The following is a 17111-nucleotide window of genomic DNA, read 5'->3' on the forward strand; positions in this document are numbered from 1 at the left end:
ATTTCCTACAGGCTAATTGGTAAAAAATCATTGCTTAGGGCGCTCAAAGCCTTCGATACCGTGCTCGCCCAGCTGCGTTGCTATGGCTCGAACCTCGGCGGCTGCAAAAAAATCCATCAGTTGTCGTGCGCGCTTTTCGCCAATGCCGGGTAATACCTGCCAAGTGTCAGCCGTGCGGGCCGCCAGTGCTTGCCAGTCGCCAGTAATCTGCATGCCATTGGGTAGGGGAGCGCCCAGCCCCCGCAGCCACTGGTCAAACGACCGGGTGCGGGCGTCGTCGAAACTGCTGCGCAACTGGGCTGCCGTTCGCGCACTGATTCCTGCAACCTCGCTCAGGCGTGTGGCATCCAGTTGCAGCCAGTCAGTGAGCGAGGTTGCCAGCCCGGCTGCGACCAGCCGGCGCCAGGTGCCCGGCCCGGTGCGCGGCAGGGCCAGGCCGTGCTTGCCGCTCAGCCACGCCAGGCGGGCAATGAACTGTTCTTCACAGCCCACGCTGGCCTGCCAGCAACTGTGGGCGTGATACTGGCCAGCTGCCGGTACCGCTACCGGCACGCGCTCGACAGCGCGGTGTACCACCTGCTCCAGGCGCGGAATGGTCAGCCCGGCCAGGCTCACCGCCACCTGGTCCCCAGGGCGAATGTCCAGGCTGTGCCAGCGCGCCAGCGAACCCATGCTCACTTGCGTGACCCGTCGGTTGTCGAGGGTTACCGGCAGCAGGTGCAGCACGGGCGTGACCCGCCCGGTACGACCGACCCGAAAGCGCACGTCGCGAACTTCGGCCAATGCTTGCATGTACGGGTACTTCCAGGCGGCGAGCCAGTACGGTGCCTTGGCCTGCCACCGTTCAGCGGGTGGCCGGCTACCCTGGCGCAGCACCACACCATCGCTGGCGAAGGGCAGGGCAGCGTGGTACCAGTGTTCACGCCATTGGGCCGCCTCATCCAGCGTATTGATGGCAACGCTGTAGCGCTGGCTGTCGGCAAAGCCCAGCTGTGCCAGCTGCGCGAGGCGTTCGGCCTGTTGCTCGGGGCCTTGCGGCCAGTCCCAGACGAACAGGCCCACCGCCTCGCCTTGTTCGCTGCTCAGGCGCTTGCGGGCGAGTAACCCGGCCACGGTATCGCGCGCCTTGGCGCCGCCCGCCTGGGCCTGAACATGAGCGTTCAAGCGCAGGTACAGCTCACCCTGCAACTGCAGGTCCATGGCCTGCGGCAGCTGGCGGGTGATGCTACCCAGCTGGGGGATGTGGCGGCTCCAGTCGTGCCCTTGGGCGCCGTTGCCCCGGCTGATCAGCTGCACCAGGCGGCCCTCTCGGTAAATGAGCGACACCGCCACGCCATCGACCTTGGGCTGGACCCAGACATCGGCCTTGCCGGCCAGCCAGCGCTGCACAGCGTGGCGGTCGTGCAGCTTGTCGATGCCAGTGTGGGGAATGGGGTGGGGTACCGGGCCGCCCGCGTTGGCCAGGGGCGCAGGGCCACCGGCCAGGCCGAAGCACTGCTGCAACTGCGCGAGGCGTTGGCGGCTCTGGTCATAAAGCTCATCAGGTACCAAGGCAATGCCTTGGCGATGGTAGTGGTCGTCCCAACTGCCAAGGGTTTTTCGCAGTTGGGCAACCTCGCTGGCGACTTGCTGGGGGTTCCAGCCGGGGCATGAGCTGGCGTGCGCCAGTGGCGCGGCGAGCACCCCGAGCAGGGTGATGAACAGCATGAGCGGCATGGCCTGCATCCTTGCATGGCGGGTTGGCCCCTCAGCGTAGGCAAGCTGGCAGGCATTGCCGGTAAGCGATTGTGAGTCGATATGTCATGAAAAAGCCCCTGCCGATCGCTCGGCAGGGGCTTTCGTCCAGCGCTGCAGGAAAACTTACAGGCCAGCAGCGTCACGCAGCGACTGGGCGCGGTCGGTACGCTCCCAGGTGAAGGTGGTGAAGGTGTCGTCGCCGACAGTCTTCTGCTGCGGGGTACGGCCGAAGTGGCCGTAGGCAGCGGTTTCCTGGTACATCGGGTGCAGCAGGTCGAGCATGGTGGTGATCGCGTACGGGCGCAGGTCGAAGCACTCGCGCACCAGCTGGATGATCTTCTCGTCGGAGACCTTGCCGGTACCGAAGGTGTTGATCGAGATGGAGGTCGGCTGGGCCACGCCAATGGCGTACGACACCTGGATCTCGCAACGCTCGGCCAGGCCGGCGGCGACGATGTTCTTGGCCACGTAGCGGCCGGCGTAGGCGGCGGAGCGGTCGACCTTGGACGGGTCCTTGCCGGAGAACGCACCACCACCGTGACGCGCCATGCCGCCGTAGGAGTCGACGATGATCTTGCGGCCGGTCAGGCCGCAGTCGCCCACCGGGCCACCGATGATGAAGTTGCCGGTCGGGTTGATGTGGTACTGGGTACCTTTGTGCAGCAGTTCGGCAGGCAGGGTGTGCTTGACGATCAGCTCCATCACCGCTTCTTGCAGGTCTTTCTGCGAAACCTCAGGGTTGTGCTGGGTCGACAGTACCACTGCGTCGATGCCTACGACCTTGCCGTTTTCATAGCGGCAGGTGACCTGCGACTTGGCATCCGGGCGCAGCCATGGCAGCAGGCCGGACTTGCGTGCTTCGGCCTGGCGCTCGACCAGGCGGTGCGAGAAGCAGATAGGCGCCGGCATCAGCACTTCGGTTTCGTTGCTGGCATAACCGAACATCAGGCCCTGGTCGCCGGCGCCCTGGTCTTCCGGCTTGGAGCGGTCGACGCCCTGGGCGATGTCTACCGACTGCTTGCCGATGATGTTCATCACGGCGCAGGTGGCGCCGTCGAAGCCGACGTCGGAGCTGTTGTAGCCGATATCGATGATGACTTTGCGCACCAGGTCTTCCAGGTCGACCCAGGCCGAGGTGGTGACCTCGCCGGCGATGATGGCGACACCGGTCTTGACCAGTGTTTCACACGCTACGCGGGCGTATTTATCCTGGGCGATGATGGCATCGAGGACTGCGTCCGAAATCTGGTCGGCGATCTTGTCCGGATGCCCTTCGGACACGGACTCGGAGGTGAAAAGGGAGTATTCGCTCATCTCGAAGGTTCCTGAAATTTACCGATGGTGTATGTCGCCAGCCGTGCGCTGGAAGTGCCGGACCTGGATCTGGAAGCCGTTGCGCAAGCCCACGTACAGGCTGTCCGCATGGGCCAGCCCGGCCGCGTTGGCCCAGCGGGCCAGGTCGTCCTGTTCAAAGCCAAGCCACAGGTCGCCGCAGGCTTCGCGGGCCCACCCCTGGTCATGGCTGCACAACTCGGTGACCAGCAGGCTGCCGCCTGCCTTCACCCGTTTGGCCAGCTGGCGCAAGGCCAGGGCCGGGTCGCTGAAATGGTGCAGTACCATGTTCAGCACAACGCAGTCGGCGGCCACATCCGTGGCACCCAGTGCATCGGCCAACTGCAGGGTCACATTGTCGAGCCCCTCGCGCTGGCACACCTGGCGCGCCAGTTCGAGCATGGTCGCGCTGTTGTCCAGTGCAGTGACGTGGGCAAAGCGCCTGGCCAGGTCGGGTAGAAAACCACCGTCGCCGGGGCCGACTTCCAGGGCACTGGCCGCCGGGTCGAAATGCAGCTTGTCGAGCAGCGCCAGCAGGCTCTCGCGGTACTGCGGCAGGCCGGCGATCAGGTCTTGCTGGGCGCGGAACTTTTCTTCCACGCGCAGGAAGAAGTCCTGGCTGGTGACCGCGCGGCGTTGCTGGACCTGCGCGATGCGCGTCTGCACATCGGCCGGCAGGGCCAGGGCATCCACCTCTTCCAGCAGCGCCGCGTGCAGCCGGCCACCCAGGCGCAGGCTGTCGGGCAGGGCGCGGCGGTAGAAGATGGCATTGCCTTCACGGCGGGTGGCGACCAGCTCTGCCTGGGCCAGCACCTTGAGGTGGTGGCTCATGCCCGACTGCCCGATGCCGAAGATCTGGGCCAGCTCCAGTACACCGAACGAGTCGTTGGCCAGGGCTCGCAGCACGTTCAGGCGCAAGGCGTCGCCACTGGCCTTGCACAGGGCGGCCAATGTTTCGCATTGCTCGGGGATCGATTGCACACGGAGGTTCATGGGCGGGCAGTCTAGTCAGGCATTGGTGCCCTAGCAAGGCCAATATCAAAAAGTTTTGATATTGGCGATGAGTTGCAGCCTTCAAACTGCAGGCTACAGGCTCCAGAGCAGTCCGGCTCGGCCCCTGCTTCTTTCTTGAAGCTTAAAGCTGGCCGCTTGGCGCTTAAATGTTTGCCCCAAGCCCCCCAGTGGGCGAAAATGGTCGTCTTTTTCGTGACACCACCTCTACAAGCCCCCCAGGAGACCAGCGATGCCCAGCCGTCGTGAACGTGCCAACGCCATTCGCGCCCTCAGCATGGATGCCGTGCAAAAGGCTAATAGCGGCCACCCAGGTGCCCCCATGGGCATGGCGGATATCGCCGAAGTACTGTGGCGTGACTACCTGAAACACAACCCGAGCAACCCGCACTTCGCCGACCGCGACCGCTTCGTGCTGTCCAACGGCCACGGCTCGATGCTGATCTACTCGCTGCTGCACCTGACCGGCTACGACCTGTCGATCGACGACCTCAAGGCCTTCCGTCAGTTGCACAGCCGCACCCCGGGCCACCCGGAATACGGCTACACCCCGGGCGTGGAGACCACCACCGGCCCGCTCGGCCAGGGTATCGCCAACGCCGTGGGCTTCGCCCTGGCAGAAAAAGTGCTGGCTGCCCAGTTCAACCGTGACGGCCACACCATCGTCGACCACAACACTTATGTGTTCCTGGGCGACGGCTGCATGATGGAAGGCATCTCCCACGAAGTCGCCTCGCTGGCCGGCACCCTGGGCCTGAACAAGCTGGTCGCCTTCTACGACGACAACGGCATCTCCATCGACGGCGAAGTGCACGGCTGGTTCACCGACAACACCCCTGCGCGCTTCGAAGCCTACAACTGGCAGGTGATCCGCAACGTCGACGGCCATGACGCCGACGAGATCAAGACCGCCATCGAGACCGCCCGCAAGAGCGAACGCCCGACCCTGATCTGCTGCAAGACCACCATCGGTTTCGGTTCGCCGAACAAGCAGGGCAAGGAAGACTGCCACGGCGCACCGCTGGGCAACGACGAAATCGCCCTGACCCGCCAGGCCCTGAACTGGAACTACGGCCCGTTCGAAATCCCGGCCGACATCTATGCCGAGTGGGATGCCAAGGCTGCCGGTGCCCAGGTCGAAGCCGAGTGGAACCAGCGCTTCGACGCCTACGCCAAGGCTTACCCGGAGCTGGCTGCCGAGTTCAAGCGCCGTACCCGCGGCGAACTGCCGGCCGACTTCAGTGCCAAGGCCCAGGCCTACATCGAAGAAGTGGCTGCCAAGGGTGAAACCATTGCCAGCCGCAAGGCCAGCCAGAACGCCCTGAACGCCTTCGGCCCGCTGCTGCCCGAGTTCCTCGGCGGTTCGGCCGACCTGGCCGGCTCCAACCTGACCCTGTGGAAGGGCTGCAAGGGCGTCGAGGCCAATGACGCCAGCGGCAACTACGTGTTCTATGGCGTACGCGAGTTCGGCATGACCGCCATCATGAACGGTGTTGCCCTGCACGGCGGCCTGGTGCCTTACGGCGCGACCTTCCTGATGTTCATGGAATACGCCCGCAACGCCGTGCGCATGTCGGCGCTGATGAAGCAGCGTGTGATCCATGTGTATACCCACGACTCCATCGGCCTGGGCGAAGACGGCCCTACCCACCAGCCGATCGAGCAGCTGACCAGCCTGCGCAGCACGCCGAACCTGGACACCTGGCGCCCGGCTGACGCCGTTGAATCCGCTGTGTCCTGGAAAAACGCCCTGGAGCGCAAGGACGGCCCTTCGGCGCTGATCTTCTCGCGCCAGAACCTGCAGCACCAGGCGCGCAGCGCGCAGCAGATCGCCGACATCAGCCGTGGTGGCTATGTGCTCAAGGACTGTGCAGGCGAGCCTGAGCTGATCCTGATCGCCACCGGTTCGGAAGTGGGCCTGGCGGTTCAGGCCTTTGACAAGCTGACCGAGCAGGGGCGCAAGGTGCGCGTGGTTTCCATGCCGTGCACCAGCGTGTTCGATGCCCAGGATGCTGCCTACAAGCAGTCCGTGCTGCCGCTGGAAGTGGGCGCGCGCATCGCCATCGAAGCCGCCCACGCCGACTTCTGGTACAAGTACGTCGGCCTGGAAGGCCGCGTGATCGGCATGACCACCTACGGTGAGTCGGCGCCGGCTTCGGCCCTGTTCGAGGAGTTCGGCTTCACCCTGGAGAACATCCTCGGTACTGCCGAAGAGCTGCTGGAAGACTGATGTAACCCGGGAGGGCAGTGACGCCCTCCAGGTCGTGCAAGGGGAGGGCTCTGCCCTCCATCGCGACACAAGGCCGCTCCTACAGGGTACTGCGCATGCCGCACCCTGTGGGAGCGGCCTTGCGTCGCGATGGGCCGCCACGCGGCCCCAACCGCCATCATGCGTTAGCGAGCCAACGAATGCCCCACCTGCGTCCCTACAAAGTTGCACTCAACGGTTATGGCCGTATCGGCCGCTGTGTCCTGCGCGCGCTGTTCGAGCGGGGGGCGAAGGCCGGTTTCGAGATCGTTGCGCTGAATGACCTGGCCGACCAGGCCAGCCTGGAGTACCTGACTCGCTTCGACTCCACCCACGGCCGCTTCCCTGGCCAGGTGAAGGTCGACGGCGACTGCCTGCATATCAATGGCGACTGCGTGAAAGTCATGCGCAGCGCCACCCCCGAAGGCATCGATTGGGCTGCCCTGGGTATCGACCTGGTGCTGGAGTGCTCCGGTGCCTACAACACCCGCGCCGACGGCCAGCGCTTCCTCGATGCCGGTGCCCCGCGCGTGCTGTTCTCCCAGCCCATGGCCAGCGAGGCCGATGTCGATGCCACCGTGGTCTATGGCATCAACCAGGCTTGCCTGACCGGCCAGGAGCGGCTGGTTTCCAATGCCTCCTGCACCACCAACTGCGGCGTGCCCCTGTTGCGTGTGCTGGACCAGGCGTTCGGCATCGAGTACGTGCAGATCACTACCATCCACTCGGCGATGAACGACCAGCCGGTGATCGACGCCTATCACCACGAAGACTTGCGCCGCACCCGTTCGGCCTTCCAGTCGGTGATACCGGTGTCCACTGGTCTGGCGCGCGGTATCGAGCGCCTGCTTCCGGAACTTGCCGGGCGAATCCAGGCCAAAGCGGTACGCGTGCCGACCGTCAACGTGTCTTGCCTGGACATCACCCTGCAGACCGCCCGCGACACCAGTGCCGCCGAGGTCAACCGGGTGCTGCGCGAGGCCGCGCTGGCCGGCCCGCTGAAAGGCTTGCTGGCCTACACCGAGCTGCCGCATGCCAGCTGTGATTTCAACCATGACCCGCATTCGGCGATCGTCGATGCCAGCCAGACGCGTGTTGCCGGGCCCCGCCTGGTCAACCTGCTGGCCTGGTTCGATAACGAATGGGGGTTCGCCAACCGTATGCTCGACGTTGCCGAACACTATCTGCACGTCGTTCACCCAACCCGCAATAAACAGCCCTGAAGGACTGCATTCATGACCGTGTTGAAGATGACCGACCTCGACCTGCAAGGTAAGCGCGTACTGATCCGCGAAGACCTCAACGTGCCTGTGAAGGACGGTGTGGTAACCAGCGACGCGCGCATCCTGGCAGCGCTGCCGACCATCAAGCTGGCCCTGGAGAAGGGCGCGGCGGTAATGGTCTGCTCGCACCTGGGCCGCCCGACCGAAGGCGAGTTCTCTGCCGAAAACAGCCTCAAGCCGGTTGCCGAGTACCTGTGCAAGGCCCTGGGCCGCGAGGTGCCGCTGGTTGCCGACTACCTGGGCGGCGTCGCGGTGCAGGCCGGTGAGCTGGTGCTGTTCGAGAACGTGCGCTTCAACAAGGGCGAGAAGAAGAACGCCGACGAGCTGGCCCAGCAGTACGCTGCGCTGTGCGACGTGTTTGTCATGGACGCGTTCGGCACCGCGCACCGCGCCGAGGGCTCGACCCACGGTGTGGCCAAGTTCGCCAAGGTTGCAGCTGCAGGCCCGCTGCTGGCTGCCGAGCTGGATGCCCTGGGCAAAGCCCTGAAGGCGCCGGCCAAGCCGATGGCGGCTATCGTCGCCGGCTCCAAGGTTTCCACCAAGCTGGACGTGCTGAACAGCCTGAGCGCGGTCTGCGACCAGCTGATCGTCGGTGGTGGCATTGCCAATACCTTCCTGGCCGCTGCCGGCCACCCTGTCGGCAAGTCGCTGTACGAGCCGGACCTGGTCGACACGGCCAAGGCCATCGCTGCCAAGGTCAATGTGCCGCTGCCGGTTGACGTGGTGGTCGCCAAGGCGTTCGCCGAAGATGCCGAAGCCACCGTCAAGGCCATCGCCGATGTTGCCGCCGACGACATGATCCTGGACATCGGCCCGCAAACCGCAGCCCAGTTCGCCGAGTTGCTGAAGTCGTCGAAGACCATCCTGTGGAACGGCCCGGTCGGCGTGTTCGAGTTCGACCAGTTCGGCAAGGGTACCCAGGTGCTGGCCAAGGCCATCGCCGACAGCGACGCGTTCTCCATCGCCGGTGGCGGTGACACCCTGGCGGCCATCGACAAATATGGCGTTAGCAAGGAAATCTCCTACATTTCTACCGGTGGCGGCGCGTTCCTCGAGTTCGTCGAGGGCAAGGTCCTGCCAGCCGTGGCAATCCTGGAAGAGCGGGCCAAGGCCTGATGACTTCGGCGCCTGGCAAAGGGAGTGGCCTGATGGTCAAGCAATTGCCTGTGATGGTGCTGGCGGGTCTGCTGAGCGCGTGCTCCGGCAGCCCGGCTTCGCCTGACGACCCGGCGCAGCCGCCCAAGGGCGGCTGCTACCAGTCCGAGTGGCAGGCCGAGACCGTGCCGGTGATCAGCAAGCGTGTGGGCCCGGAAGGCCTGGAAAAGTACGACGAAGACCACCAGCGCAAGGCGCCGGGTTGCCCTTGATCGGGTAACAGGCAACCTGAAGGCTGATTTGTGGTCTTGGAAAGGGGCCGCCGTGCGCCCTTCGCGGGCTTGCCCGCTCCCACAGGTACCGCGCTTGACCTGTGGGAGCGGGCAAGCCCACGAAGGGCTGCAAAGCAGCCCCAAATCGAGGAAACTGAATGAAAGCGCTTTTGGCCGTGACGGTCCTGGCGACATTGGCAGGCTGCTCACTGCTGCAGCCGGCGCAACCCGCCCCGGCAGACAACTGGACCCGCTGGGTCTGCGATACCCAGGCCGAGGTGCTGTGGCGCTTCGCCGATGCCCAGCGTGACCAGGTCGACGTGCGCCTGGGCGGCGGTGACCAGGTCTACCGGCTCAAGGCCGAACCAGGTGCCTCGGGCGCGCTGTACAGCGATGGCATGCTGGCCTTCCACACCAAGGGCGAAGAAGGCCTGGTGTACTGGGTGGCAACCAACGATCTGATTGGGCGGGGCTGCAAGGCACCGTGACTGGCCGGGCCGCAATGGCGGCCCACACTACTTGAACAGCAACCGCCCCTGCGGCAGGCTTGCACGAAACATACGACGCTTGTCGGGAGAGAGATACACAATGGCACTCATTAGCATGCGCCAGATGCTGGACCACGCCGCCGAGTTCGGTTACGGCGTACCAGCTTTCAACGTCAACAACCTCGAGCAGATGCGCGCCATCATGGAAGCGGCCGACAAGACCGACTCCCCGGTGATCGTGCAGGCCTCGGCCGGTGCCCGCAAATACGCCGGCGCCCCGTTCCTGCGCCACCTGATCCTGGCTGCCATCGAAGAATTCCCGCACATTCCGGTGTGCATGCACCAGGACCATGGCACCAGCCCTGATGTCTGCCAGCGCTCGATCCAGCTGGGCTTCAGCTCGGTCATGATGGACGGCTCGCTGGGCGAAGACGGCAAGACCCCGACCGACTACGAATACAACGTGCGTGTCACCCAGCAGACCGTGGCCATGGCGCACGCCTGTGGCGTTTCGGTAGAAGGCGAGCTGGGCTGCCTGGGTTCGCTGGAAACCGGCATGGCCGGTGAAGAAGACGGTATCGGTGCCGAAGGTGTTCTGGACCACAGCCAGATGCTGACCGACCCGGAAGAAGCCGCTGACTTCGTCAAGAAGACCCAGGTCGATGCATTGGCCATCGCCATTGGTACCAGCCACGGTGCCTACAAGTTCACCAAGCCGCCAACCGGTGACATCCTGGCCATCGAGCGTATCAAGGAAATCCACAAGCGCATCCCCAATACCCACCTGGTGATGCACGGCTCCTCGTCGGTACCGCAGGAGTGGTTGGCGATCATCAACCAGTACGGTGGCGAGATCAAGGAAACCTACGGCGTACCGGTTGAAGAAATCGTTGAAGGCATCAAGTACGGCGTGCGCAAGGTCAACATCGACACCGACCTGCGCCTGGCTTCCACCGGTGCCATGCGCCGCCACATGGCCATGCACCCGAGCGAGTTCGACCCTCGCAAGTTCTTCGCTGAAACCGTGAAGGCCATGCGTGATGTGTGCATCGCCCGTTACGAAGCGTTTGGCACTGCAGGCAATGCCTCGAAGATCAAGCCGATCTCCCTGGAAGGCATGTTCCAGCGCTATGCCAAAGGCGAGCTGGCGGCCAAGGTCAACTGATCGAACCGTTGAGCGTTATAGAAAGACCCGCAGAAATGCGGGTTTTTTTTGCTTGGCATTCAGGCCTTGAGAGCGATTTGGCGGCCCCCGGCATCAGGCTCACAGTCATGTTGCACAGCTACCGTTAGTCGACTAATTTCTTCGTCCATGGCTTATTGCCATGCCTTGCATTGCGTCTTTCGTAGCCACAGCTAGAGTTAAGCTCGGAGCCAATAGCAAGTCGTAGTTGGACATACAAGAGAAGCAGCATGGATGGCGCTTACCCTCAGCCACTGGATGGCAGTTCGGTTCTTCTGGTGGTAGACGATTACCCCGAAAACCTCATCAGCATGCGGGCTTTGCTGGCTCGGCAAGATTGGCAGGTGTTGACAGCCGGTTCGGGGATGGAAGCCCTCAGCACCTTGCTGGAGCATGATGTCGACCTGGTCCTGCTGGACGTGCAAATGCCGGAGATGGACGGCTTTGAAGTTGCCCGGCTGATGCGCGGCAGCCAACGTACGCGGCTGACACCGATCATTTTCCTGACCGCGAACGAACAGTCCGAAGCGGCCGTGCTCAAAGGCTACGCCAGCGGCGCCGTGGACTACATGTTCAAACCGTTCGACCCCAAGGTTCTCAAGCCCAAAGTCCAGGCCTTGCTCGACCAGCAGCGCAACCGGCGCATGTTGCAGCGCCTGACCCGGGAGCTGGAAGCCGCCAGGGCGTTCAATGGGTCGATTCTGGAGAACGCCGCCGAAGGCATTCTGGTGGTGGACGCACAGGGCGTGATCAGCTTTGCCAACCCGGCCATTTCCCGCTTGCTGGCGGCTCCCGTGCAGCACATTCAGGGCGCCCAACTGCTCGACCTGGTGCAGCTTCCCGCTGCCTGCCCGTGGCTTGAATCGGAGTTCTACCGCGCTTACCTGGGGCAAGAAATCTACCGCGTGCACGACGCGCAACTGCGCACGCTGGCCGGCGAGCTTGTTCCGGTGGCATTGTCGTGCGCGCCGTTGCCAGCCGACCAGCAGGCCATGGTGGTGACCGTGCTGGACATGTCGGCAGTGCGCAACCTGCACCAGCAACTGGAGTACCAGGCCGTTACCGACCCGCTGACCGGCCTGCTGAACCGCCGCGGTTTCTACCAGGCGGCCGAGGGCGCTCTGTTGCGCAACGAGCGCTCGGACAAGGCCCAGGCGCTGATGTACATGGACCTGGACGGCTTCAAGCGCATCAACGACACCCTTGGCCATGACGCCGGTGACCGGGTGCTGCGCTGGGTCGCCGAGCAACTCAAGGACTGCCTGGGCAGCGAGGCCTTGCTGGCGCGCATGGGCGGCGATGAATTCACCGCGCTGTTCGACAGCCTGCCTTACCCGGAGCAGGCTGGGCGTTATGCCGAGCGGCTGCTGGAGCGGGTGTCCATCCGCCATGAAGTGGACGGCCTGGATGTGTGCCTTGGGGTGAGCATCGGCATTGCCACCTATCCGGAATGCGGTGCCAATGTCGAAGGCCTGCTGCGCGCAGCCGATGCGGCGATGTATGCCGCCAAGCAGGCCGGGCGCCAGCAGTACCGCTTTTACGACCAGGAACTCAACGGGCGGGCGCGTTCGCGGCTGATGCTCGAAGACAGCGTGCGCACCGCCATCGAGCAACAGGACTTCACTCTGGTGTACCAGCCGCAGGTCAGCTTCATCGATGGCCACCTGCGCGGCTTCGAGGCCTTGTTGCGCTGGCAGCACCCGAGCGTCGGCGATGTGCCGCCAGGCCTGTTCATTCCTCTGCTCGAGGAAGCCCGGCTGATCAACCGGCTGGCCAGCTGGATCTACCGCCAGGGCGCGGCCCAACGCCATGCCTGGTACCAGCACTTTCCCGCAGACCTGGTGCTGGGCATCAGCCTGAGCCGTGCGCAGTTCGTCATGCCCGGGCTGGTCGAAGAACTGCAGCGGGTGATCCAGTTTTACCAGTTGGACCCGGCGCAACTGGAGGTCGAGGTTGCAGAGACCTCATTGATGTACAACATCGATGCGGCGGTGAAACAGATCCATCGCCTGCGCGAGCTGGGCGTACGGGTGGCGCTGGATGACTTTGGCGCCGGCGACTGTTCACTGCGCATGCTGCGGGACCTGCCGATCGATACCCTGAAGCTGGATCGCCACCTGGTGGCACGCTTGCCTGATACGGCAGTGGATACCGCCTTGGTGCGCAGTGTCATCAGCTTGTGCGCCGACTACGGCATCACGGTCATTGCCGAGGGCGTGGAAACCCCGGCCCAGGCAGCCTGGCTCAAGGCCAATGGTTGCGAGTATGTGCAGGGTTTCCTGGTGGCCCACCCCATGACCGCCTCGGACGCTACCCGCTTCCCGGTGATTTTCTCCTGGCCAGCGCCATGATTGGCTAGAATCGGCATTCGTTACGCCGAATGCACTGCCATGACCGTATTACGTTACCTGCAAGCCTACCCGCCGCACCTGCAAGAGCAGGTGCGCAAGATGATCGACAGCGACCGCCTGGGCGAGTACCTGCAGCGCCGCTACCCCGGGCGCCATGATGTGCAAAGCGACAAGGCGCTGTACGGCTATGCCCAGGAGCTGCGCCAGCAGTACCTGCGCAGTGCGCCGGGCCTGGACAAGGTGTTGTTCGATAGCCGGCTCGACCTGACCCACCGCGCGCTCGGCCTGAACACCGCGGTGTCGCGGGTGCAGGGCGGCAAGCTCAAGGCCAAGAAGGAAATCCGTATCGCCTCGCTGTTCAAGGAGGCCGCACCGCAGTTCTTGCGCATGATCGTGGTGCATGAGCTGGCGCACTTGCGCGAGCGCGACCACAACAAGGCGTTCTACCAGCTCTGCCAGCACATGGAGCCCGATTATCACCAACTGGAATTCGACCTGCGCGTCTACCTGACCTACCGGGAACTGCCGGGCAACCTCTGAGGAACATGCAGCATGGACGTGAGCAAGACCAAAAGCAGCTTCTACCGGCGCCTGTACGTAGCCTGGCTGATCGACAGCCGCACCGCGACCAGCGTGCCGGCCCTGGTGGAAGCCACCGGTATGCCGCGGCGCACCGCCCAGGACACCATCGCCGCGCTGGCCGACCTGGACATCGTTTGCGAGTTCGAGCAACAGGAAGGCGCGCGCAACCACGCCGGGCATTACCGAATTCGTGACTGGGGCGCGGTCGACAAACAGTGGATCAGCCAGCATCTGCGGCAGATCCGCGACGTGCTGGGTTACCCTTGAGGCCAAAAATAGAGGCAAAATGACACTATTGGCCGCTGCCCCCGGCAGTGCGGTTGTGTAATCTCACCCGCAGTGTGTGCCCTCCATGGCAAAAGGACATAAGCATGCGGCCACTGCTTTGTGCGCTGGGAGTACTGGCAATCTTGCTGGCAACACCTGCCCTGGGCCAGGGCAAGCTGCGCCTGGTGGCGGACAAATGGCCCCCGTTCACCGATGTAGACCTGCCGGGCGGTGGCCTGGCGACCAGCATCGTCACCACGGCGCTGGCCCGTGCCGGCTACGCCAGCAGCTATGAGGAGGCGCCCTGGGCGCGGGCGCTGCAGGGCGTTGCGCAAGGGCGCTACGACGTGTTGATCGATGCCTGGTACAACGAGGCGCGCGCCAGCATCGGGCAGTTCTCCACGCCATACCTGACCAACCGCATCCGCTTGCTGCAGCGAAAAGGCCAGGCGATACGCTACCGGCAACAGTCGGACCTTTACCCCTACACCATCGCTGTCGTGCGTGATTACGCCTATTCCCCTGGGTTCGACGGCGATCCGCGCCTGCACAAGGTGGCGGTGCGCACCTTTTCCTCGGCACTGCGCATGGTCGCAGCAGGGCGAGTAGACCTGGCGGTGGAAGACGAGTACGTTGCCCGCTACAACCTGCAGCGTGAACCGCAGCAGGTGCGTGACGAGGTGGTGCTGGTTGAGCCGCCGCTGGGGGAGAACACCCTGCATATCCTGGTCAGCCTGAAGCACCCGGAGCGTGCGCGGATTGTCGAGCGGTTCGAGCAGGCGATCGCAGCGATGAAGGCCGATGGCAGCTATGCCCGGCTGCTGCGCCAGCATGGCTTTTGAGCTTGGCTGGCATTACCGGCCTCTTCGTGGATAAAGGCCGGGTCAGGCCTCAGCCCGGGTTGCCTTCCTTGATCAGGTGCGCGGCCAAGGTCCGCAATGGCCCCAACTGCCGGCAGATCAGCGCCAGTTGTGTCTGCACCAGCCGTTGATGTTCATCCAGCTCATCTGGCATCTGCTCCAGGGCGTTGGCCAGCGCTTCTTCGGCATCGCTGTGAATGGCCACGGGCAGCCGCGCTGCCAGGCCGTTGGCGATTTCGTCCAGGCTGCTGGCCAGGCTTTGCCCGGCACCTTCGATCAACTGTTCCTGGGCCTGGGCCGGCAATGCCGTATCGCGGTGCGCGCCCAGCCCCGAGAGGTAGCTGAGCAGGGTGTGCGACAGCACCAGGAACCGGAAGCCGACATCGGCCTCCTTTCGGAAATGCCCCGGCTCCATCAGCATGTTGGCCAGGGTGGTGGACAGCGCCGCGTCGGCGTTGTGGGCATTGCGCCGGGCCAGGCGGTAGGCCAGGTCGTCGCGCTTGCCGTGGGCATACTGCTGCATGATCTGGCGCAAGTACACGCTGGCACAGGCCAGGGTATTGGCCAGCGCCTTGTTCAGGCGCCGCCCCTGCCAGTCAGGCAGGAACAGGAACACCGCAAGGATGGCAATCAGGCTGCCCACCAGGGTATCGAACAGGCGCGGCAGGAACAGGCCGTAGCCGTCGCCGATCTGGTTGAAGCAGAACAGTACCATCAGCGTGATCGCGGCCGTGGCCAGGGTGTAGCGGGTCGTGCGGTTGACGAAGAACACCACCCCGGCAACTACGGCGAACAGCGACTGGATAAGCGGGTTGGGGAACAGGTCGAACAAGGCCCAGCCAACGGTCAGGCCAATGGCCGTGCCGAAAATGCGCTGCACCAGCTTGCGCCGGGTCGCACCGTAGTTGGGCTGGCAGACGAACAGGGTGGTGAGGATGATCCAGTAGCCCTGGGTGGGGTGGATCAGGTGCACCATGCCGTAGCCGATCGACAGCGCCAAGGGCAGGCGCAAGGCATGCCGGAACAGCAGCGACGTGGGTGTCAGCTGGGTACGCAGGCGGGTCCACACGTCTTTGAGCGAGCGTGGCGAGCGGTCGAGCAGGCTGCTGTCACTGGCGTCGGCCAGGCTGTCGGGGTTGCTCGCGGCACTGAGCAGGCGGTCGAGCGTGGCCAGGTTGGCAGCCAGGGCCCGCAGCGAGCGCAACAGGCCGCGCCAGGCCGGATTGTTTTGCAGGCGCAGGTGCTCCAGCGCAGCGTTAAGGTCTTCGAGGGCCTCGGGATAACCGCTGGCCAGCACGAAAGGCTGGCGCAGGCGGATCGAGCGGGCCAGCTCCTGGCAGGACGAGCCCTGTTTGCGCAGCAGGCGCTGGCAGCGGAACATCACGTCACTGTGGAAGAACGTTTCGGTCAGGGCGTTGTAGGGGTAATGCGAGGCACTGACCCGCTCGTGGATGTCCTGGGCCAGGAAATACAGCTTCAGGTAGCGGCTGACCTTGGAGTTTGGCTGGCTGTTGCCGACCCGGTGCAGGATGATTTCCTTGGCCGCGTTCAGGGCTGCCACCACCTTGCCATTCTGCTGGGCCAGGGCCAGGCGTGTGGCTTCGACGTCGAGGGTGCGCACCGGCTCGAACAGGCTGGCCTTGAGTTTCAGGTAGCTGCCCAGCTCGAAGAACAGCTTGGCCAGGCTCTGCTGGACCGGCTGGTTGGAGAACAGCGCCTGCCACAATACCGATAACAGCCCGTACCAGGCCGCGCCCGCCACCAGCAGCATGGGCTCGTGCCAGAAATCCGTGACCTGGCCGCCGCGCTGGTCTACGCCGATCATGGTATACACCGCGGTGATCAGGGTTGCCGAGGCAATGGCCCCGTAGCGCTCGCCCAGTGCGCCGAGCATGGTCAGGCTGAACGCTGCCAGGGCCAGGGCGATGGCGAAGAACCAGGGGTAGGGGAACAGCAGTTCGACCGCCAGCGCAGCAATGGCGAAACACACCAGGGTGACGGCCAGGGCGCTGAGGCGGCCCTGCCAGCTGTCGTCGGTTTCGGCCAGGGCGCTGGCGATGATGCCGAGGAACAGCGGGATCAGCAGGGCCATCTCGTTCTGGTACCAGCACAGGGCCAGGCTGCCGGTGAGGGCGATGGTGACCCGGATGCTATAGCTGAACTTGTCTTGGCCCCACAGGCGACGCAGTGACTGACGGAACGAGCTCGATGACATGTTGGCCTGCTAGGCAGTGATCAGAGGAATACCTTTCAGAACCGGTTACTGGGGCCGCTTTGCGGCCCTTCGCGGGCGCGCCCGCTCCCACAGGTACTGCACAAAACCCCGTGGGAGCGGGCATGCCCGCGAAGGGGCGCAGCGCAGTTTCCGGCGCCGGGCACGGGCCACAAAAAAAAGCGCCCCG

At 64.3% G+C, this 17111-nt stretch carries 14 protein-coding genes; 10 read left to right on the forward strand and 4 right to left on the reverse strand.

The window, feature by feature from the left end; genetic code table 11:
- Positions 1 to 27: 27 nt before the first annotated feature.
- The 3 genes from ligB to GYA94_RS14195 form a co-directional block, all read right to left on the reverse strand.
- Positions 28 to 1716 carry an NAD-dependent DNA ligase LigB gene (gene ligB, locus GYA94_RS14185; protein WP_161892530.1) on the reverse strand — a complete coding sequence of 563 codons (1689 nt, stop codon included), beginning with the start codon at positions 1714 to 1716 and terminating at the stop codon, positions 28 to 30.
- A gap of 144 nt (positions 1717 to 1860) precedes the next feature.
- Positions 1861 to 3051, reverse strand: a complete 1191-nt coding sequence (gene metK, locus GYA94_RS14190) for a methionine adenosyltransferase (RefSeq protein WP_009681381.1) — start codon at positions 3049 to 3051, stop codon at positions 1861 to 1863.
- A gap of 18 nt (positions 3052 to 3069) precedes the next feature.
- Positions 3070 to 4062: an ArsR/SmtB family transcription factor gene (locus GYA94_RS14195; protein ID WP_110677478.1), complete on the reverse strand. Its 993-nt coding sequence runs from the start codon at positions 4060 to 4062 to the stop codon at positions 3070 to 3072.
- Positions 4063 to 4312: 250 nt separating this feature from the next.
- On the opposite strand from GYA94_RS14195, the gene tkt reads away from it, so the two are divergent.
- From tkt to GYA94_RS14245, 10 genes are all read left to right on the forward strand, one after another.
- Positions 4313 to 6310: a transketolase gene (gene tkt / locus GYA94_RS14200; RefSeq protein WP_161892531.1), complete on the forward strand. Its 1998-nt coding sequence runs from the start codon at positions 4313 to 4315 to the stop codon at positions 6308 to 6310.
- A 179-nt stretch (positions 6311 to 6489) separates the two neighbouring features.
- Positions 6490 to 7551: an erythrose-4-phosphate dehydrogenase gene (gene epd / locus GYA94_RS14205; RefSeq protein WP_009681378.1), complete on the forward strand. Its 1062-nt coding sequence runs from the start codon at positions 6490 to 6492 to the stop codon at positions 7549 to 7551.
- 12 nt (positions 7552 to 7563) lie between these two features.
- Complete coding sequence (locus GYA94_RS14210) at positions 7564 to 8727, forward strand: phosphoglycerate kinase (RefSeq protein ID WP_110677480.1); 1164 nt, start codon at positions 7564 to 7566, stop codon at positions 8725 to 8727.
- Positions 8727 to 8978, forward strand: a complete 252-nt coding sequence (locus tag GYA94_RS14215) for a hypothetical protein (RefSeq protein WP_029886252.1) — start codon at positions 8727 to 8729, stop codon at positions 8976 to 8978. The genes GYA94_RS14210 and GYA94_RS14215 overlap by 1 nt, the downstream gene beginning before the upstream one ends.
- Positions 8979 to 9136: 158 nt before the next feature.
- Complete coding sequence (locus tag GYA94_RS14220) at positions 9137 to 9466, forward strand: MliC family protein (RefSeq protein ID WP_009681374.1); 330 nt, start codon at positions 9137 to 9139, stop codon at positions 9464 to 9466.
- A gap of 100 nt (positions 9467 to 9566) precedes the next feature.
- A complete protein-coding gene (fba, locus tag GYA94_RS14225) occupies positions 9567 to 10631 on the forward strand; it encodes a class II fructose-bisphosphate aldolase (protein ID WP_009681373.1) in 1065 nt (354 codons plus the stop codon).
- Positions 10632 to 10879: 248 nt separating this feature from the next.
- On the forward strand, positions 10880 to 13000 hold the full coding sequence (locus GYA94_RS14230) for a putative bifunctional diguanylate cyclase/phosphodiesterase (protein WP_029886251.1): 2121 nt from the start codon (positions 10880 to 10882) through the stop codon (positions 12998 to 13000).
- A gap of 39 nt (positions 13001 to 13039) precedes the next feature.
- The gene (locus tag GYA94_RS14235) at positions 13040 to 13540 is read left to right on the forward strand and encodes a M48 metallopeptidase family protein (protein WP_009681371.1); all 501 of its coding nucleotides are present in this window, start codon (positions 13040 to 13042) and stop codon (positions 13538 to 13540) included.
- Positions 13541 to 13552: 12 nt separating this feature from the next.
- Positions 13553 to 13849 (forward strand): winged helix-turn-helix domain-containing protein, encoded by a 297-nt coding sequence (locus GYA94_RS14240; RefSeq protein ID WP_110677484.1) that lies wholly within the window; start codon positions 13553 to 13555, stop codon positions 13847 to 13849.
- A 104-nt stretch (positions 13850 to 13953) separates the two neighbouring features.
- Positions 13954 to 14691, forward strand: coding sequence for a substrate-binding periplasmic protein (locus GYA94_RS14245; protein WP_029886250.1), 738 nt, complete (start codon positions 13954 to 13956; stop codon positions 14689 to 14691).
- 49 nt (positions 14692 to 14740) lie between these two features.
- On the opposite strand, the gene yccS is transcribed toward GYA94_RS14245, so the two are convergent.
- Positions 14741 to 16924: a YccS family putative transporter gene (gene yccS, locus GYA94_RS14250; RefSeq protein ID WP_029886249.1), complete on the reverse strand. Its 2184-nt coding sequence runs from the start codon at positions 16922 to 16924 to the stop codon at positions 14741 to 14743.
- Between the last annotated feature and the right edge of the window lie 187 nt (positions 16925 to 17111).

The organism is Pseudomonas juntendi, from assembly GCF_009932375.1.
Classification (GTDB): Bacteria; Pseudomonadota; Gammaproteobacteria; order Pseudomonadales; family Pseudomonadaceae; genus Aquipseudomonas; species Aquipseudomonas juntendi.